Source organism: Streptomyces sp. DG2A-72 (assembly GCF_030499575.1).
In the GTDB taxonomy this organism is placed as follows: domain Bacteria; phylum Actinomycetota; class Actinomycetes; order Streptomycetales; family Streptomycetaceae; genus Streptomyces.
This window is the reverse complement of sequence record NZ_JASTLC010000001.1, coordinates 1,594,321-1,612,029: the sequence shown is the minus strand read 5'-3', so window position 1 is coordinate 1,612,029 and position 17,709 is coordinate 1,594,321. Positions and strand designations below refer to the sequence as shown.

Annotated in this window: 17 protein-coding genes and 2 pseudogenes; 17 read left to right on the top strand and 2 right to left on the bottom strand. The window is 69.8% G+C overall.

Annotation, left to right across the window (positions count from 1 at the left end; genetic code table 11):
* Positions 1 to 241: 241 nt before the first annotated feature.
* The gene (gene rpsD / locus QQY66_RS07795) at positions 242 to 856 is read left to right on the top strand and encodes a 30S ribosomal protein S4 (protein WP_210580414.1); all 615 of its coding nucleotides are present in this window, start codon (positions 242 to 244) and stop codon (positions 854 to 856) included.
* A gap of 21 nt (positions 857 to 877) precedes the next feature.
* Here rpsD and QQY66_RS07790 read toward each other — a convergent pair.
* A pseudogene (locus tag QQY66_RS07790) lies at positions 878 to 1,597 on the bottom strand (regulator); the annotation flags it as partial.
* Between the two features lie 109 nt (positions 1,598 to 1,706).
* Here QQY66_RS07790 and QQY66_RS07785 point away from each other — a divergent pair.
* From QQY66_RS07785 to nusB, 14 genes and pseudogenes are all read left to right on the top strand, one after another.
* Positions 1,707 to 2,150, top strand: a complete 444-nt coding sequence (locus tag QQY66_RS07785; RefSeq protein WP_301978341.1) for a DUF948 domain-containing protein — start codon at positions 1,707 to 1,709, stop codon at positions 2,148 to 2,150.
* An 8-nt stretch (positions 2,151 to 2,158) separates the two neighbouring features.
* Complete coding sequence (locus QQY66_RS07780; protein WP_301978340.1) at positions 2,159 to 2,509, top strand: hypothetical protein; 351 nt, start codon at positions 2,159 to 2,161, stop codon at positions 2,507 to 2,509.
* A complete protein-coding gene (gene alaS / locus QQY66_RS07775; protein ID WP_301978339.1) occupies positions 2,509 to 5,181 on the top strand; it encodes an alanine--tRNA ligase in 2,673 nt (890 codons plus the stop codon). Before QQY66_RS07780 ends, alaS begins: the two co-directional genes overlap by 1 nt.
* A gap of 17 nt (positions 5,182 to 5,198) precedes the next feature.
* On the top strand, positions 5,199 to 5,663 hold the full coding sequence (gene ruvX / locus QQY66_RS07770; protein WP_301987221.1) for a Holliday junction resolvase RuvX: 465 nt from the start codon (positions 5,199 to 5,201) through the stop codon (positions 5,661 to 5,663).
* Positions 5,664 to 5,784: 121 nt separating this feature from the next.
* Positions 5,785 to 7,443, top strand: coding sequence for an endolytic transglycosylase MltG (mltG, locus tag QQY66_RS07765; RefSeq protein ID WP_301978338.1), 1,659 nt, complete (start codon positions 5,785 to 5,787; stop codon positions 7,441 to 7,443).
* A 60-nt stretch (positions 7,444 to 7,503) separates the two neighbouring features.
* Entirely contained in the window at positions 7,504 to 8,343 is an 840-nt protein-coding gene (locus QQY66_RS07760; protein ID WP_301978337.1) for a shikimate dehydrogenase, read from the top strand.
* Between the two features lie 51 nt (positions 8,344 to 8,394).
* The gene (locus tag QQY66_RS07755) at positions 8,395 to 8,739 is read left to right on the top strand and encodes a hypothetical protein (RefSeq protein WP_301978336.1); all 345 of its coding nucleotides are present in this window, start codon (positions 8,395 to 8,397) and stop codon (positions 8,737 to 8,739) included.
* Between the two features lie 172 nt (positions 8,740 to 8,911).
* Complete coding sequence (aroC, locus tag QQY66_RS07750; RefSeq protein ID WP_301978335.1) at positions 8,912 to 10,096, top strand: chorismate synthase; 1,185 nt, start codon at positions 8,912 to 8,914, stop codon at positions 10,094 to 10,096.
* Positions 10,093 to 10,608: pseudogene (locus tag QQY66_RS07745) on the top strand (shikimate kinase); the annotation flags it as partial. The gene aroC and the pseudogene QQY66_RS07745, both read left to right, overlap by 4 nt.
* A gap of 41 nt (positions 10,609 to 10,649) precedes the next feature.
* On the top strand, positions 10,650 to 11,741 hold the full coding sequence (gene aroB / locus QQY66_RS07740) for a 3-dehydroquinate synthase (protein ID WP_301978334.1): 1,092 nt from the start codon (positions 10,650 to 10,652) through the stop codon (positions 11,739 to 11,741).
* Positions 11,742 to 11,905: 164 nt separating this feature from the next.
* The gene (locus QQY66_RS07735) at positions 11,906 to 12,802 is read left to right on the top strand and encodes a Pro-rich N-terminal domain-containing protein (RefSeq protein WP_301978333.1); all 897 of its coding nucleotides are present in this window, start codon (positions 11,906 to 11,908) and stop codon (positions 12,800 to 12,802) included.
* Between the two features lie 151 nt (positions 12,803 to 12,953).
* Positions 12,954 to 14,060 (top strand): aminopeptidase P family protein, encoded by a 1,107-nt coding sequence (locus QQY66_RS07730; RefSeq protein ID WP_301978332.1) that lies wholly within the window; start codon positions 12,954 to 12,956, stop codon positions 14,058 to 14,060.
* 59 nt (positions 14,061 to 14,119) lie between these two features.
* Positions 14,120 to 14,686, top strand: coding sequence for an elongation factor P (gene efp, locus QQY66_RS07725; RefSeq protein WP_194048219.1), 567 nt, complete (start codon positions 14,120 to 14,122; stop codon positions 14,684 to 14,686).
* A 1-nt stretch (position 14,687) separates the two neighbouring features.
* Positions 14,688 to 15,125 (top strand): transcription antitermination factor NusB, encoded by a 438-nt coding sequence (gene nusB, locus QQY66_RS07720; RefSeq protein ID WP_301978331.1) that lies wholly within the window; start codon positions 14,688 to 14,690, stop codon positions 15,123 to 15,125.
* Positions 15,126 to 15,303: 178 nt separating this feature from the next.
* Here the strand turns inward: nusB and bldD are convergent, their stop codons facing one another.
* On the bottom strand, positions 15,304 to 15,807 hold the full coding sequence (bldD, locus tag QQY66_RS07715; protein ID WP_062722566.1) for a transcriptional regulator BldD: 504 nt from the start codon (positions 15,805 to 15,807) through the stop codon (positions 15,304 to 15,306).
* Between the two features lie 252 nt (positions 15,808 to 16,059).
* Between bldD and pyrR the strand changes: the two genes are divergently transcribed.
* Entirely contained in the window at positions 16,060 to 16,641 is a 582-nt protein-coding gene (pyrR, locus tag QQY66_RS07710; protein WP_301978329.1) for a bifunctional pyr operon transcriptional regulator/uracil phosphoribosyltransferase PyrR, read from the top strand.
* Positions 16,642 to 16,731: 90 nt separating this feature from the next.
* Positions 16,732 to 17,709 (top strand): aspartate carbamoyltransferase catalytic subunit, encoded by a 978-nt coding sequence (locus QQY66_RS07705; protein ID WP_301978328.1) that lies wholly within the window; start codon positions 16,732 to 16,734, stop codon positions 17,707 to 17,709.

Here is a 17,709-nt window from a genome sequence, read left to right as displayed (position 1 = left end):
ACCCGGTCCTCACGGACCGGCTCCAGGAGCGTCGCGCACCGTTCGAATGGTGTCGCGGGCAGCCCACCACCACTCGTCTACGACGGGACCGGTCGGTGGGCCACTCGCGTGCTGCACGTATGTGCCCAGACCAGGGAGCGGCTGCCCAGCAGGTCCGACCGACCGGACCCGCAGGGTCTCCCAGGCTGCGGATGCGACCTCCCTCAACCCTGACAAGCCGATAACCAGGAAAGAAGAAGCAGTGGCGAACCAGCCCCGCCCCAAGGTCAAGAAGTCGCGTGCCCTCGGCATCGCGCTGACCCCGAAGGCCGTCAAGTACTTCGAGGCCCGTCCCTACCCGCCGGGTGAGCACGGCCGTGGCCGCAAGCAGAACTCGGACTACAAGGTCCGTCTGCTGGAGAAGCAGCGTCTGCGTGCGCAGTACGACGTGTCCGAGCGCCAGCTCGTCCGCGCCTACGAGCGTGCCTCCAAGGTTCAGGGCAAGACCGGTGAGGCCCTGATCATCGAGCTGGAGCGTCGTCTCGACGCGCTGGTCCTGCGTTCGGGCATCGCCCGCACGATCTACCAGGCCCGCCAGATGGTCGTCCACGGCCACATCGAGGTCAACGGCCAGAAGGTCGACAAGCCGTCCTTCCGCGTCAAGCCCGACGACGTCGTGATGGTCCGTGAGCGCAGCCGTGAGAAGACCCTCTTCTCCATCGCCCGTGAGGGCGGCTTCGCCCCCGACGGCGAGACCCCGCGCTACCTCCAGGTGAACCTCCGCGCCCTGGCCTTCCGCCTGGACCGCGAGCCGAACCGCAAGGAGATCCCGGTGATCTGCGACGAGCAGCTCGTCGTCGAGTACTACGCCCGCTGATCTCCGGCAGGCCGTAGCACCTCAGCCCGCCGTCTCCCCGCCCTTCCGGGTGGGCGAGGCGGCGGGCTTGCGCATGTCCGAGGCGCCCCGACCGTGCCGTACCGGGCCACGCGGCGCCGAGATCCTCCCGGGCCATGGCCTCGCACAGCTGATGCGGCGCGTTGTAGTGGGCCGAGCCGAACAGCCGCAGCCCCACCTAGGGTCACAGCCCGGACGCCGCGCCCTGGAGCGCCGCCGCCTCCGCCGTGTCTGCCTCGGAGGCCGTGACCAGGGCCGGCAGCACGATCGTCAGCACCGAGCCCAGCAGGTCGCGGAAGGAGGGCGCTGCCCAGGTACTCGGTGAGCAGACCGCGGGCCCGGTCCAGGTCGCCGTCGCTCCAGGCCGCGTACCCGAGGAGATACAGCGCGTACGCCCGGGCCCATCGCTCGCCGTGGTCCTCACCCACCCGGCGCACGTCCTCGGACAGCCGTACCGCATCCGGCAGATCGCCCTGGAACGCCGCGTCATCGCCAGCTCGACCTGGCCCATCTGCGATGCTCGGCGTACGCCACCGCTGTGGGGTGCGCGGCGCGCTCCGCCTCCTCCCGGCACTCCTGCAGCGCCGCCAGCGCGGGCACCGTGTCGCCCTGCAGGATCGCCACATGACCGAGCACCCACAGTGCCTTCAGCCGGGGCTGATCGTGGCCCGAGTCGGCCTGGACCGACCGCTCCAGCCAGTGCCGTCCCTCCGACAGCCGTCCGCCGGGCAACTCATGTGTGCGCGGGCCGTAATCCGGTACGGAGCGGCATGCCCGGCGCGATAGGCTCGACCCACGACTTTTCGATGTAGAGGCACGTTTCAGGGAGCGGGTGCACACAGTGTCCGGTGGAGAGGTGGCCGGGATCCTGGTGGCCGTCTTCTGGGCGATCCTGGTCTCCTTCCTCGCCGTCGCACTGGTGAGGCTGGCCCAGACGCTCAAGGCGACCACCAAGCTCGTCGCGGACGTGACCGACCAGGCCGTCCCGCTCCTGGCAGATGCCTCCGCGGCGGTGCGTTCCGCGCAGACCCAGATCGACCGGGTCGACTCGATCGCGTCGGACGTCCAGGAGGTCACGTCGAACGCGTCCGCGCTGTCGACCACCGTCGCCTCCACCTTCGGCGGGCCCCTGGTCAAGGTCGCGGCCTTCGGTTACGGCGTGCGCCGGGCCATCGGCGGCCGCAAGGACGACGTGCCCGCGAAGGCGCCCCGACGTAGCGTGATCGTGGGCCGCACCGTCCCGGCCGCACGGCGGGCGAAGCGGAAGAAGGACTGAGCGAACCGATGTTCCGCCGTACGTTCTGGTTCACCACGGGCGTCGCCGCCGGTGTGTGGGCCACCACCAAGGTCAACCGCAAGCTGAAGCAGCTGACCCCCGAGAACCTCGCCGCGACCGCGGCCAACAAGGCGCTCGAGGCCGGTCACCGGCTCAAGGACCGTGCGGTGGGCTTCGCGCTCGACGTCCGCGACGGCATGGCCCAGCGGGAGGCCGAGCTGGGAGAGGCACTGGGGATCAACGAGAACCCCGAACTCCCCGCACCCCGGCGCTTCGCCGCCATCGAGAACCGCAACACCCCGAAGTCCGTCGACAGTGACAGGACGACGTATTCGTACAACCGGAATGAGGACCACTGATGGAGTCGGCTGAGATCCGCCGCCGCTGGCTGAGCTTCTTCGAGGAGCGCGGGCACACCGTCGTCCCTTCGGCGTCGCTCATCGCGGACGACCCGACTCTGCTCCTTGTCCCGGCCGGCATGGTGCCCTTCAAGCCCTACTTCCTGGGCGAGGTCAAGCCGCCGTACGCCCGCGCCACCAGCGTGCAGAAGTGCGTGCGCACGCCGGACATCGAAGAAGTCGGCAAGACCACCCGCCACGGCACGTTCTTCCAGATGTGCGGCAACTTCTCCTTCGGCGACTACTTCAAGGAAGGCGCCATCAAGTACGCCTGGGAGCTGCTCACCACGCCCCAGGACAAGGGCGGTTACGGCCTCGACCCCGAGCGTCTGTGGATCACCGTCTACAAGGACGACGACGAGGCCGAGCGCATCTGGCACGAGATCGTCGGCGTGCCCAAGGAGCGCATCCAGCGCCTGGGCATGAAGGACAACTACTGGTCCATGGGCGTCCCCGGCCCGTGCGGCCCCTGTTCCGAGATCAACTACGACCGCGGCCCCGAGTTCGGCGTCGAGGGCGGCCCCGCCGTCAACGACGAGCGGTACGTGGAGATCTGGAACCTCGTCTTCATGCAGTACGAGCGCGGCGAGGGCATCGGCAAGGACAACTTCGAGATCCTCGGCGACCTGCCGAGCAAGAACATCGACACGGGCCTCGGCATGGAGCGCCTCGCCATGATTCTGCAGGGCGTGCAGAACATGTACGAGATCGACACCTCCATGGCCGTCATCAAGAAGGCCACCGAGCTGACGGGCGTGCACTACGGCGCCGCCCACGGGTCGGACGTCTCCCTCCGCGTCGTCACCGACCACATGCGGACGTCCGTGATGCTCATCGGCGACGGCGTCACCCCCGGCAACGAGGGCCGTGGCTACGTCCTGCGCCGCATCATGCGCCGCGCCATCCGCAACATGCGCCTGCTCGGCGCCACCGGTCCGGTCGTCAAGGAACTGATCGACACGGTCATCGAGATGATGGGCCAGCAGTACCCCGAGCTCATCACCGACCGGGAGCGCATCGAGAAGGTCGCCCTCGCCGAGGAGAACGCCTTCCTCAAGACGCTGAAGGCCGGCACCAACATCCTCGACACGGCCGTCACCGAGACCAAGCAGGCCGGTGGCACCGTCCTCGCCGGCGACAAGGCGTTCCTGCTCCACGACACCTGGGGCTTCCCGATCGACCTCACCCTGGAGATGGCCGCCGAACAGGGCCTCTCCGTGGACGAGGACGGCTTCCGCCGCCTGATGAAGGAGCAGCGGGAGCGCGCCAAGGCCGACGCCCAGGCCAAGAAGACCGGCCACGCCGGTACCGGCGCCTACCGCGAGATCGCCGACACCGCCGGTGAGACCGAGTTCATCGGCTACACCGACACCGAGGGCGAGTCCACGATCGTCGGCATCCTCGTCGACGGCGTCTCCTCGCCGGCCGCCACCGAGGGCGACGAGGTCGAGATCGTCCTCGACCGCACGCCGTTCTACGCCGAGGGCGGCGGCCAGATCGGCGACACCGGCCGTATCAAGGTCGACACCGGCGCCGTCATCGAGATCCGCGACTGCCAGAAGCCGGTCCCGGGTGTGTACGTCCACAGGGGCGTCGTCCAGGTCGGCGAGGTCACCGTCGGCGCCAAGGCCCACGCCTCCATCGACGACCGGCGCCGCAAGGCCATCGCCCGCGCCCACTCGGCCACGCACCTCACCCACCAGGCCCTGCGCGACGCCCTCGGCCCGACGGCCGCCCAGGCCGGTTCCGAGAACCAGCCCGGCCGCTTCCGCTTCGACTTCGGTTCCCCGTCCGCCGTTCCCACGGCCGTGATGACCGACGTCGAGCAGAAGATCAACGAGGTGCTCGCCCGTGACCTGGACGTCCGCGCCGACGTCATGGGCATCGACGAGGCCAAGAAGCAGGGCGCCATCGCCGAGTTCGGCGAGAAGTACGGCGAGCGCGTCCGCGTCGTCACCATCGGCGACTTCTCCAAGGAGCTGTGCGGCGGCACGCACGTCCACAACACCGCCCAGCTGGGCCTGGTCAAGCTGCTCGGCGAGTCGTCCATCGGCTCCGGCGTACGCCGTATCGAGGCCCTCGTCGGCGTCGACGCCTACAACTTCCTCGCCCGTGAGCACACGGTCGTCGCCCAGCTCCAGGAGCTGATCAAGGGCCGCCCGGAGGAGCTCCCGGAGAAGGTCTCCGCCATGCTCGGCAAGCTGAAGGACGCCGAGAAGGAGATCGAGAAGTTCCGCGCCGAGAAGGTTCTGCAGGCCGCCGCCGGTCTCGTCGAGTCCGCCAAGGACGTACGCGGCATCGCTCTCGTCACCGGCCAGGTCCCGGACGGCACCACCGCCGACGATCTGCGCAAGCTGGTCCTCGACGTGCGCGGCCGTATCCAGGGCGGACGGGCCGCCGTGGTCGCCCTGTTCACCGTGGCGGGCGGCAAGCCGCTGACGGTCATCGCCACCAACGAGGCCGCCCGCGAGCGGGGCCTGAAGGCCGGCGATCTGGTCCGTGCGGCCGCCAAGACCCTCGGCGGCGGCGGTGGCGGCAAGCCGGACCTCGCCCAGGGCGGCGGCCAGAACCCGGCCGCCATCGGCGAGGCCGTCGACGCCGTCGAGCGCCTCGTGGCGGAAACGGCCAAGTGAGCGGAGCCGAACACGTCATGCGCCGCGGCCGTCGCCTCGCGATCGACGTCGGGGACGCCCGCATCGGGGTCGCCTCGTGCGACCCCGACGGGATCCTCGCCACACCGGTGGAGACGGTCCCGGGACGTGACATCCCGGCCGCCCACCGCCGGCTGAGGCAACTCGTCGAGGAGTACGAGCCGATCGAAGTCGTCGTCGGTCTTCCTCGCTCCCTCAAGGGAGGCGAGGGCCCGGCAGCGGTAAAGGTTCGCGCCTTCGCCCAGGAGCTGGCCAAAGGCATCGCACCGGTACCTGTCAGACTCGTGGACGAACGCATGACCACGGTGACGGCCAGTCAGGGACTGCGCGCCTCTGGCGTGTCGTCGAAGAAGGGCCGGTCCGTCATCGACCAGGCAGCCGCTGTGATCATCTTGCAGCAGGCGCTCGAATCCGAACGGGTGTCAGGTAAAGCCCCGGGCGAGGGCGTCGAAGTGGTCATCTGATCGCGATACGGTAACGTTCCGCGCGATGCGGCGGTGTTCGAACAGCTGCCGCACAAAGAGAGGCGGGACGGAAGCCGAGCCGAAAGCCGCGCGACCGCCGCCTCGCGGCTCTAGGGGATCGATGACTGAGTATGGCCGGGGCCAAGGCTCCGAACCGTGGCATCCGGAGGACCCGTTGTTCGGGGACGGCGGATGGGAAGGGCAGCAGCAGGGCCACGCGGCTCAGCAGCCTGCCTACGGCGGCCAGCCGCAGCACCACCCGCAGCAGCCGCAGCAGCCCCAGTACGGCGACTGGGGCACCGGCGAGCAGTCCGGATACGACCAGTCGCAGCAGCAGTACCAGCAGCAGTACGACCCGCAGCAGTACGGCGGCCAGGGGCACCAGCAGTACGACGAGAACGGCTGGCCCACCGGCACGCACGCGCAGACCCCGTACCCCGACCCGGCGGACCCGTACGGCCAGCAGGCCGTGGGCTACGACGGGCAGCAGCCCGACTACTACGGCACACCGGACGCCTACCCGCCGCCGGAGCCACCGAGCCGACGGCGCGAGGAGCCGGAACCGCGGACCGACTGGGACCCCGGCCCCGACCAGGGTGAGCACGCCTTCTTCGCGGGCGGTGACGATGACGACGACTCCGACGAACCCGGGGACGGCGGCGGGCGCGGCGACCGGCGGAGCAGGGGCGGCAAGCCCAAGAAGCGCCGCAGTGGGTGTGCCTGTCTGGTGGTCGTCCTTGTCTTCGGCGGCGGCCTGGCCGGTGTCGGGTACTTCGGCTACCAGTTCTACCAGGATCGTTTCGGCGCGGCCCCGGACTACGCGGGTGACGGTACGAGCGAGTCGGTGACCGTCACCATCCCCAAGGGTGCCGGCGGATACGCCATCGGTCAGGAGCTGAAGAAGCAGGGCGTCGTCAAGAGCGTCGACGCGTTCGTGGCCGCGCAGTCGCAGAATCCCGACGGCAAGAAGATCCAGGCCGGCGTGTATCTCATGAAGAAGGAGATGTCCGCCGCCAGCGCCGTCGAGCTGATGCTCGACCCCAAGAGCCAGAACAACCTGATCATCGCCGAGGGCACTCGGAACACGGCGATCTACACGGAGATCGACAAGCGCCTCGGACTGTCGGCGGGCACCACGGCGAAGGCCGCGAAGGAGAAGTACAAGGACCTCGGGCTGCCCGACTGGGCGTTGAACCACCCGAACGTGAAGGACCCGCTGGAAGGATTCCTCTACCCCTCCAGCTACGGGGTCAGCAAGGGGCAGAAGCCGGAGACCATCCTGAAGGAGATGGTCAGCCGGGCCACTGACACGTACGAAGAGCTCGGCCTGGAGAAGAAGGCCAAGAGCCTGGGTCTCGACGGCCCCTGGCAGCTGCTCACCGTGGCGAGCCTCGCGCAGGCCGAGGGCACGAGCCATGACGACTTCCGCAAGATGGCCGAGGTCGTCTACAACCGCCTCAAGCCCGGGAACCCCGAGACCTACGGCTCCCTGGAGTTCGACTCCACGTACAACTACATCAAGAATCAGAGCAAGATCGACCTGACGATCGCCGAGCTGAGGCAGTACAACAACCCGTACAACACGTACTACGTCAAGGGGCTGCCCCCCGGCCCCATCGACAACCCCGGTGCGGAAGCGCTCAAGGGTGCGCTCAATCCGACGGACGACGGCTGGTACTACTTCATCTCGCTGGACGGCAAGACCAGCAAGTTCACCAAGACGCTCGCGGAGCACGAGAAGCTGGTCGAGGAGTTCAACGCGTCGAGGCGCGGAGACTGAGGCCGCGCGCACGAGCGGCTACTTTCGGATCGTTGTTCCATTGGCTCAAGGACAAGTTCAATGACAGCTCGGGCAACTGACGCCCGCCGGGCCGCGGTGCTCGGTTCGCCCATCGCCCACTCCCTGTCCCCGGTGCTGCACCGCGCCGCTTATGAGGCACTGGGGCTGACCGGCTGGTCGTACGACCGGTTCGAGGTCGACGAGTCGACGCTGCCCGGGTTCTTCAAGGGGCTCGGCCCGGAGTGGGCGGGACTGTCGCTGACCATGCCGCTGAAGCGGGCCGTGATCCCGCTGCTCGACGAGATCAGCGAGACGGCTGCCTCGGTCGAGGCGGTGAACACGGTCGTGTTCACCGAGGACGGCCGCCGTGTCGGCGACAACACCGACATCCCGGGCATGGTCGGCGCCCTGCGCGAGCGCGGGATCGAGCAGGTCGACTCCGCCGCGATCCTCGGCGCCGGCGCGACCGCCTCCTCCGCGCTGGCGGCGCTGGCCCGGATCTGCACCGGCGAGGTCGTCGCCTACGTCCGCAGCGAGGAACGTGCCGCCGAGATGCGGCAGTGGGGTGCGCGGCTCGACATCGAGGTGCGTACGGCGGACTGGGCGGACGCCGCCGAGGCGCTGCGCCGCCCGCTGGTCATCGCCACCACCCCGGCCGGTACGACCGACGCCCTCGCTGCCGCCGTACCAGAACGGCCCGCCACCCTGTTCGACGTCCTGTACGACCCGTGGCCGACCGCACTGGCGGCGCGCTGGTCGGCGTACGGCGGGGCCGTCGTCGGCGGGCTCGACCTGCTGCTGCACCAGGCGGTGCTCCAGGTGGAGCAGATGACGGGGGTGGCCCCGGCGCCGCTGGACGCCATGCGAAAAGCGGGCGAACGCATGCTCGACGCCCGCTAAGATCCCTTCCGGTTCCGCAGGGGGCGGACAACCGGAGGGGGAGAGACATCCATGGTCACAGGCATGCCGCTGGCGTCCGTGAAGAGCGAGATCTTCGAGGCCGTGCTGCACTTCCTGCCGGACTGGGTGCAGATCACCGTGCTCGCACTCGTCGTGCTGGTCGTCGTCGCGTCCTGGGGCATCAAGCTGAAGCGCAAGCTCGCCCACCGGCGCGCGGTGCGACAGGGGTTGCCCGTGCACCCGGCGGCGCAGTACGGACAGGGGCGCGGGGCGGACTACCTGGGGGAGTACGCGCCGCAGCAGCCGTCGGCCGGTGGTGCCGGTCAGCAGGCGAGCGGTGCCGATTTCCTGGGTGCGTACGCCCCGCAGCAGCGTCAGGGGAACGGCTCCGCGTGACACGGTCCTGTCCATCTCCCGTCCGCCTGATGGACCAGCGGCCTGATCAGCGCCCCGGACGTGGGAGGATCGGAGGTGGCGGGCCAGGGCCGCGCACTTGGTCACGCCGTTGCCGTATGCGAGGACGCGCATACGCAGGGCAGTACCAGGGCGCGAGCACCGAGGAGCACCGTTGAGCAGGTTGCGCTGGCTGACCGCGGGGGAGTCGCACGGCCCCGCACTCGTCGCGACGCTGGAGGGCCTTCCGGCCGGCGTGCCGATCACCACGGAGATGGTGGCGGATCACCTGGCGCGGCGGCGGCTCGGCTATGGACGCGGTGCCCGGATGAAGTTCGAGCAGGACGAGGTCACCTTCCTCGGCGGCGTCCGGCACGGCCTGACCCTCGGCTCCCCGGTCGCGGTCATGGTGGGCAACACCGAGTGGCCCAAGTGGGAACAGGTCATGGCGGCCGACCCGATCGACCCGGAGATCCTGGCGGGGCTGGCGCGCAACGCGCCGCTGACCCGGCCGCGTCCCGGTCACGCCGACCTCGCGGGGATGCAGAAGTACGGCTTCGACGAGGCCCGGCCGATCCTGGAGCGCGCTTCTGCCCGGGAGACCGCCGCCCGCGTGGCGCTGGGCGCGGTGGCCCGGTCGTATCTGAAGGAGACGGCCGGGATCGAGATCGTCAGCCATGTCGTCGAGCTGTGTTCCGTGAAGGCGCCGCAGGGTGTGTACCCCACGCCGGCCGACGTGGAGAAGCTGGACGCCGACCCGTTGCGCTGCCTGGACGCGGATGCCTCCAAGGCGATGGTCGCCGAGGTCGATCAGGCGCACAAGGACGGTGACACGCTCGGTGGTGTGGTGGAGGTCCTGGCGTACGGGGTGCCCGTGGGCCTGGGCTCGCATGTGCACTGGGACCGCAAGCTGGACGCCCGCCTCGCGGGTGCGCTGATGGGCATTCAGGCGATCAAGGGTGTGGAGCTGGGTGACGGTTTCGAGCTGGCGCGGGTGCCGGGCTCGAAGGCGCATGACGAGATCGTGAACACGCCGGAGGGCATCCGGCGGGTCTCCGGCCGCTCGGGTGGTACGGAGGGCGGGCTGAGCACGGGTGAGCTGTTGCGGGTGCGGGCGGCGATGAAGCCGATCGCGACGGTGCCGCGCGCCCTGCAGACGGTGGACGTGGCCACCGGTGAGGCCACTCAGGCCCACCACCAGCGCTCCGACGTCTCCGCGGTGCCGGCGGCGGGCATCGTGGCGGAGGCGATGGTCGCCCTGGTGCTGGCGGATGCGGTGGCGGAGAAGTTCGGCGGCGACAACGTGGCCGAGACCCGCCGCAACGTGCGGTCCTACCTCGACAACCTGGCGATCCGGTGAGCGCGGTGCCTGCGATCGTGCTGGTCGGTCCGATGGGTGTCGGCAAGTCGACGGTCGGGCAGCTGCTCGCCGAGCGGCTCGGCGTCGGCTACCGGGACACCGACGACGACATCGTGGCGACTGAGGGCCGCACCATCGCGGAGATCTTCGTCGACGAGGGCGAGCCGGTCTTCCGGGGGATCGAGAAGCGGGCGGTGCAGCGCGCGCTGGCCGAGCACGACGGCATCCTCGCCCTCGGCGGCGGCGCGATCCTGGACCCGGACACGCGTGAACTGCTGTCCGGGCACCGGGTCGTCTACCTCTCGATGGACGTCGAGGAGGCGGTCAAGCGCACCGGCCTGAACGCGGCCCGCCCCCTGCTCGCCATCAACCCGCGCAAGCAGTGGCGGGAGTTGATGGAGGCACGCCGGCACCTGTACGCGGAGGTCGCCGCAGCGGTCGTGGCGACCGATGGCCGTACGCCCGAAGAAGTCACCCAAGCCGTCCTGGACGCACTGGAGTTGAAGACCGCATCTCCCGGGGACAACCCCCGGACCCCCGGCCGGAGGACGTTATGGCTAGCCAGGTCACAAGAATTCAGGTCGGCGGCACGGCGGGCAGCGATCCGTACGAGGTCCTGGTGGGCCGTCAACTCCTCGGCGAACTCGGCGGGTTGATCGGTGACAGGGTCAAGCGGGTCGCCGTCCTCCATCCCGAGGCGCTCGCGGAGACCGGTGAGGCACTGCGCGCCGACCTCGCCGGGCAGGGCTACGAGGCCGTCGCCATCCAGGTGCCGAACGCGGAGGAGGCCAAGACCGCCGAGGTCGCCGCGTACTGCTGGAAGGCGCTGGGCCAGTCCGGGTTCACCCGCACCGATGTCATCGTCGGCGTCGGCGGCGGCGCGACCACCGACCTGGCCGGTTTCGTCGCGGCCACCTGGCTGCGCGGGGTCCGCTGGATCGCCGTCCCCACCACGGTGCTGGCCATGGTGGACGCGGCCGTCGGCGGCAAGACGGGCATCAACACCGCCGAGGGCAAGAACCTCGTCGGCGCCTTCCACCCGCCCGCCGGGGTCCTCTGCGACCTGGCCGCACTCGACTCCCTCCCGGTCAACGACTATGTCTCCGGGCTCGCCGAGATCATCAAGGCCGGCTTCATCGCCGACCCGGTGATACTGGAACTCATCGAGGCCGACCCCGAGGCCGCGCGCACCCCGGCCGGCCCGCACACCGCCGAGCTCATCGAACGCTCCATCAAGGTCAAGGCCGAGGTCGTCTCCTCCGACCTGAAGGAGTCGGGCCTGCGGGAGATCCTCAATTACGGCCATACGCTCGCGCACGCCATCGAGAAGAACGAGCGCTACAAGTGGCGGCACGGCGCCGCGGTGGCCGTGGGCATGCACTTCGCCGCCGAACTGGGCCGTCTGGCGGGCCGTTTGGACGACGCGACGGCGGACCGCCACCGCACCGTGCTGGAATCCGTCGGCCTACCGCTGCACTACCGCCACGACCAGTGGCCCAAGCTGCTGGAGACCATGAAGGTCGACAAGAAGTCCCGCGGCGACGTGCTCCGTTTCATCGTCCTCGACGGACTGGCCAAGCCGACCGTCCTGGAGGGACCGGACCCCGCCGTCCTGCTCGCCGCGTACGGCGAAGTGGGGGAGTAAGTCCTCGCGGGCGTCGTACGCCCGATTTGCCTGTGGGCATGGGCACTTCGGACCGCCCCCGGCCGTTCACCAAACGGCGGCCGGGGACGGTACCGTTCGGTAGGGAGTGGGGTTCGGGCCCCGCTGCCAGCGCCAATTGCCTGTACGAGATGGAGTGGCACCGGATGCAGCACGCAGTGGGTTCTCCGCTGCCGCCGCCCCACCAGCCGGGGCACGGACCGGCCGACGGCTGGTCGCCGGCCGCGCACCAGCCGGGCCCACACCAAGGGCCCGCCCCTGTGCCCCCGCCGCCTCCGGCTCCAGGCTCCGCCCCGGTGTCCCAGCCGCCTCCCACGCCGGGCTTCACCGCACCGCCCCCGCCGGGCCCCGCGTCACACCACACCGTCCCGCAGCACACGTCGGCTCCACCCACGCCGGACACCACAGGCCATGTGCCGCTGCCCCCCGGCGGCCCGGTCGCCGTGCCGACCACACCGCCCGCCACCGCGGCCCCCGACCCCACGAACACCACCCTCGCGGTGCTGCTCATCGGCCCGGCGGGCGCCGGCAAGACCAGCGTCGCCAAGTACTGGGCGGACCACCGACGGGTCCCCACGGCCCACATCAGCCTCGACGACGTACGCGAATGGGTCCGCTCCGGCTTCGCCGACCCGCAGTCCGGGTGGAACGACCACTCGGAGGCCCAGTACCGCCTGGCCCGCCGCACCTGTGGCTTCGCCGCCCGCAACTTCCTCGCCAACGGCATCTCCTGCATCCTCGACGACGCCGTCTTCCCCGACCGCCCCGTCGTCGGCCTCGGCGGCTGGAAGCGCCACGTCGGCCCCGGCCTCCTCCCCGTCGTCCTCCTCCCGGGCCTCGACATCGTCCTGGAACGCAACGCCCACCGCACAGGCAACCGCCGCCTCACCGACGAAGAGGTCGCCCGCATCCACGGCCGCATGGCCGGCTGGTACGGCTCCGGCCTCCCCATCATCGACAACTCCCAGATGGACGTCCCCCAGACGGCCCGCGTACTGGACGACGTACTGGCAAGATCAATCGCGAGCCCTCCGAACTGGTAGCCAACGGGACTGAACCCACCTGAGGGGCGCGGGGAACTGCGCGATCAGCCCCCACCGACCCGCACCCGGCAGCGACCCCCAGTGGCACCCCCTCCTCCGAACGGCGCTCTCCCAACCGGCACAATTCGCCCACCCCTCCTACGCTCGTGTCATGTCAGAGGTGTACGCAGCCCGCCGAACCCGGCTCAGGGACCACTGCCAAGCCGGCGGCAGCCAATCCGCGCTGGTCTCGCGCCCCGCCAACGTCCGCTACCTCGCGGGCGCCGACCCCCACGGCGCCGTGCTGCTCCTCGGCAAGACCGAAGACCTGCTCGTATGCGCCGACCCGCCCGACCGCCGCCCCACCGAGGGCCGCCTCGACGAGGCGCTGCGGATCCATACCCTCCCCGGCGCCGGAGGCGACGCCGCCGTTGCCGCGGCCGGCCTCGCGGAAGCGCAGGGCGGGGACTCCCTCGCCGTGGAGGAACACCACCTCACCGTGGCCCGCCACCGAGCCATCCGCTCGGTCGCCCCCCGCCTCCGCCTCACCGAGCTCGGCGGAGCCGTCGAGCAGCTCAGGGTCGTGAAGGACGAGGAGGAGATCTCCTGCCTCCGCATCGGCGCCGAGATCGCCGACCAGGCCCTCGGCGAACTCCTGGAGTCCATCCTCGTCGGCCGCACCGAACGCCACCTCGCCCTCGAACTGGAGCGACGGCTCATCGACCACGGCGCCGACGGCCCCGCCTTCGCCACCTCCGTCGCCACCGGCCCGAACTCCGGACGCCGGGCCCACCGGCCGACGGACCGCCGAGTGGAAGAGGGCGACTTCCTCTCCGTGTGCCTGGGAGCGACGTACCGCGGATATCGCTGCGAGATCGGCCGCACCTTCGTGATCGGCACATCTCCCGCGGACTGGCAGATCGAGCTGTACGACCTCGTCTTCGCCGCTCAGCGCGCCGGAAGGGAGACCCTGGTACCCGGCGCCGCCTACCGGGACGTGGACCGCGCCGCACGCCAGGTACTGGACTCCGCGGGCTGTACGGAGGGGCTCGCCCCGCTCACCGGCCACGGCGTCGGGCTCGAAATCGACGAGGACCCGCAGCTGGCCCCCGCGGCCATGGGTAAACTGGACGCTTGCGTGCCGGTCACCGTCGAACCGGGGGTCCACTTCCCGGGCCGGGGCGGTGTCCGGATCGATGACACGCTCGTCGTACGCCCCGAGGCGGACGGCGGACCCGAGCTACTCACCATCACGACCAAGGAGCTGCTCGCGCTCTAGCGATTGAGCTGTGCGCCTGCGCCGGGGTCGTCCACGTCAGTCCAGGAGATTCCGCAACCGTGGCTTCCACGAACGACCTCAAGAACGGCATGGTGCTCAAGCTCGAAGGCGGCCAGCTCTGGTCCGTCGTCGAGTTCCAGCACGTCAAGCCCGGCAAGGGCCCTGCATTCGTGCGCACCAAGCTCAAGAACGTGCTCTCCGGGAAGGTCGTCGACAAGACCTTCAACGCCGGCGTGAAGGTCGAGACGGCCACCGTCGACAAGCGGGACATGCAGTTCTCCTACATGGACGGCGAGTACTTCGTCTTCATGGACATGGAGACCTACGACCAGCTCATGGTCGACCGCAAGGCCGTCGGTGACGCCGCCAACTTCCTGGTCGAGGGCTTCATGGCCACCGTGGCCCAGCACGAGGGCGAGGTGCTCTTCGTCGAGCTGCCGGCCGCCGTCGAGCTGACCATCCAGGAGACCGAGCCGGGCGTCCAGGGCGACCGCTCCACCGGCGGCACCAAGCCCGCCACGCTGGAGACCGGTCACCAGATCCAGGTCCCGCTCTTCATCACCACCGGTGAGAAGATCAAGGTCGACACCCGCACGAGCGACTACCTCGGCCGGGTGAACAGCTAAATTGGCTGCCCGCAACACGGCCCGCAAGCGCGCCTTCCAGATCCTCTTCGAGGGCGACCAGCGTGGCGCCGACGTCCTCACGGTCCTCGCGGACTGGATCCGGCTCTCCCGGGACGACACCCGGCAGCCGCCGGTGAGCGAGTACACGATGCAGCTGGTCGAGGGCTATGCGCAGCGCGCGAAGCGGATCGACGAGCTGATCGCGCAGTACTCGGTCGGCTGGACACTCGACCGGATGCCGGTCGTGGACCGCAACATCCTGCGCCTCGGTGCGTACGAGCTGATCTGGGTCGACGCGACCCCGGACGCCGTCGTGCTCGACGAGATGGTGCAGCTGGCGAAGGAGTTCTCCACGGACGAGTCGCCCTCGTTCGTCAACGGCCTGCTCGGCCGTCTGAAGGACCTCAAGCCGTCGCTGCGCCGGGACGACGAGGCATAGAGCGATAAGGCGACAAGAGGTACGGATGCGCCAAAGGGCCCGCAGCGAGACCGCTGCGGGCCCTTTGGCATCCCTGCCCGCTGGAGCGTCGGCAGGGGCGCAGAAAGCCGCCGGGGTGGCCGGAACCATGAAGTTCCGGCCACCCCGGCGGCACGTTTCTGCTGAAGCGGCGGAGCGCTCAGCCCTCCTCGGCGTGGGAGACGGCGCGGCGCGCGTCCGCGTCCAGGACGCCCCAGCTGATCAGCTGCTCGGTCAGGACCGAGGGCGACTGGTCGTAGATGACGGCGAGTGTGCGCAGGTCGTCCTGGCGGATCGAGAGCACCTTGCCGTTGTAGTCACCGCGCTGCGACTGGATCGTGGCCGCATACCGCTGCAGGGGACCCGCCTTCTCGGCCGGCACATGGGCCAGCCGCTCCAGGTCCAGGACCAGCTTCGGAGGCGGCTCGGCGGCACCGCCCGGCGTGGTGCCCGGCAGCAGCTCCTGCACCGGAACGCCGTAGAAATCCGCCAGCTCGGCAAGACGCTGTACGGTCACGGCACGGTCGCCGCGCTCGTACGATCCGACCACGACCGCCTTCCAGCGTCCCTGGGACTTCTCCTCGACACCGTGGAGGGAAAGGCCCTGCTGGGTGCGGATGGCCCGGAGCTTGGCCCCGAGCTGTTTGGCGTATTCGCTGGACATATAGCTCCCCGGCACTGTGTCGACGCAGCTGGTGTGGTTCCAAGCCGCGCGGCTGGTAACTCACTGTGAGGTTACGCAGCGTGACTCTTCTGCGTCAAGCCGAATGGTCCACACCGACTCTTCCGTGGTATCAGCACCTGATTACGCCAAGGGGGTGATCAGGGCAGTCGTCCCGGCCTGCTACCGTGGATGGCGCAATTCCGGCGTCCTTTAAGGTCCGTCCCGTGAGGCGGAGAAGGAGGTCCGTTTCATATGGACAAGCAGCAGGACACCCAGCAGGACTCAGAGCGGTCCGAGGCCCGGCCCGTTCTCGAAGGCCCTGACATCGCGCGGGTGTTGACCCGCATCGCCCACGAGATCGTCGAGCGCGCCAAGGGCGCCGACGACGTGGTGCTCCTCGGTATCCCCACCCGAGGCGTCTTCCTCGCCCAGCGGCTCGGCCGCAAGCTCGAGGAGATCACCGACCGCAAGATCCCGGTCGGTTCGCTCGACATCACCATGTACCGCGACGACCTGCGCATGCATCCGCCGCGTGCGCTGGCCCGCACGGACATCCCCGGTGACGGCGTCGACGGCCGCCTCGTCGTCCTCGTCGACGACGTGCTCTTCTCCGGCCGCACCATCCGCGCCGCGCTCGACGCGCTGAACGACATCGGCCGTCCGCGCGCCGTGCAGCTCGCGGTCCTCGTCGACCGCGGCCACCGTGAACTGCCCATCCGCGCCGACTATGTCGGCAAGAACCTCCCCACGTCGTTGCGGGAGACGGTCAAGGTCCAGCTCGCCGAGGAGGACGGTCGCGACACCGTGCTGCTCGGTGTGAAGCCGACCCGGTAGCAAGCAGCCGGCATGTGCCCCGGTATACCCCGGCGCATCCCTGCTTGCCCGGAATCTCCCAAAACTGAACTGCCTTACGGAGCCTGAAAGATGCAGCGTCATCTCATCTCGGCCGCCGACCTCACCCGCGACGACGCCGTCCAGATCCTCGACACCGCCGAGGAGATGGCCCGGGTCGCCGACCGGCCGATCAAGAAACTGCCGACCTTGCGCGGCCGTACCGTCGTCAACCTCTTCTTCGAGGACTCGACGCGGACCCGGATCTCCTTCGAAGCGGCGGAGAAGCGCCTGTCCGCCGATGTCATCAACTTCTCGGCCAAGGGGTCCTCGGTGTCGAAGGGCGAGTCCCTGAAGGACACCGCCCAGACCCTCGAAGCCATGGGGGTCGACGCCGTCGTCATCCGGCACGGCGCCTCCGGAGCGCCGTACACCCTGGCCAACTCCGGCTGGATCGACGCCGCCGTCATCAATGCCGGCGACGGCACCCACCAGCACCCCACGCAGGCCCTGTTGGACGCCTTCACCATGCGGCGGCGCCTGGTCGGGCGGGACGCCGGGATAGGGCAGGACCTCGACGGCAAGCGCATCACGATCGTCGGCGACATCCTGCACAGCCGCGTCGCCCGCTCCAACGTCGACCTGCTGCACACCCTCGGCGCGGACGTCACGCTCGTCGCCCCGCCCACCCTGCTGCCGGTCGGCATCGAGACCTGGCCGTGCGAGGTGGCGTACGACCTGGACAGCACGCTGCCCAAGTCCGACGCCGTGATGCTGCTGCGGGTCCAGCGCGAGCGGATGAACGACGCCTTCTTCCCGACCGAGCGCGAGTACTCGCGGCGCTACGGCCTCGACGGCGACCGCATGGCGAAGATGCCCGAGCACTCCATCGTGATGCACCCCGGGCCGATGGTCCGCGGCATGGAGATCACCGCCGAGGTCGCCGACTCCGAGCGCTGCACCGCCATCGAGCAGGTCGCAAACGGAGTCTCCATCCGGATGGCCGTCCTGTACCTGCTGCTGGGCGGCAGCGAGCCGGCCGTCAGCCACCCCCGTACCGAGGAGAAGTAA

What these genes read in the sequence shown, in the direction of transcription:
- alaS (WP_301978339.1), top strand. Translation starts at nt 2,509, where the DNA reads ATGGAGTCGGCTGAGATCCGCCGCCGCTGGCTGAGCTTCTTCGAGGAG.
- aroB (WP_301978334.1), top strand. Translation starts at nt 10,650, where the DNA reads ATGGCTAGCCAGGTCACAAGAATTCAGGTCGGCGGCACGGCGGGCAGC.
- QQY66_RS07755 (WP_301978336.1), top strand. Translation starts at nt 8,395, where the DNA reads ATGGTCACAGGCATGCCGCTGGCGTCCGTGAAGAGCGAGATCTTCGAG.
- QQY66_RS07735 (WP_301978333.1), top strand. Translation starts at nt 11,906, where the DNA reads ATGCAGCACGCAGTGGGTTCTCCGCTGCCGCCGCCCCACCAGCCGGGG.
- QQY66_RS07730 (WP_301978332.1), top strand. Translation starts at nt 12,954, where the DNA reads ATGTCAGAGGTGTACGCAGCCCGCCGAACCCGGCTCAGGGACCACTGC.
- bldD (WP_062722566.1), bottom strand. Translation starts at nt 15,807, where the DNA reads ATGTCCAGCGAATACGCCAAACAGCTCGGGGCCAAGCTCCGGGCCATC.
- QQY66_RS07780 (WP_301978340.1), top strand. Translation starts at nt 2,159, where the DNA reads ATGTTCCGCCGTACGTTCTGGTTCACCACGGGCGTCGCCGCCGGTGTG.
- QQY66_RS07705 (WP_301978328.1), top strand. Translation starts at nt 16,732, where the DNA reads ATGCAGCGTCATCTCATCTCGGCCGCCGACCTCACCCGCGACGACGCC.
- ruvX (WP_301987221.1), top strand. Translation starts at nt 5,199, where the DNA reads ATGCGCCGCGGCCGTCGCCTCGCGATCGACGTCGGGGACGCCCGCATC.
- pyrR (WP_301978329.1), top strand. Translation starts at nt 16,060, where the DNA reads ATGGACAAGCAGCAGGACACCCAGCAGGACTCAGAGCGGTCCGAGGCC.
- mltG (WP_301978338.1), top strand. Translation starts at nt 5,785, where the DNA reads ATGACTGAGTATGGCCGGGGCCAAGGCTCCGAACCGTGGCATCCGGAG.
- QQY66_RS07760 (WP_301978337.1), top strand. Translation starts at nt 7,504, where the DNA reads ATGACAGCTCGGGCAACTGACGCCCGCCGGGCCGCGGTGCTCGGTTCG.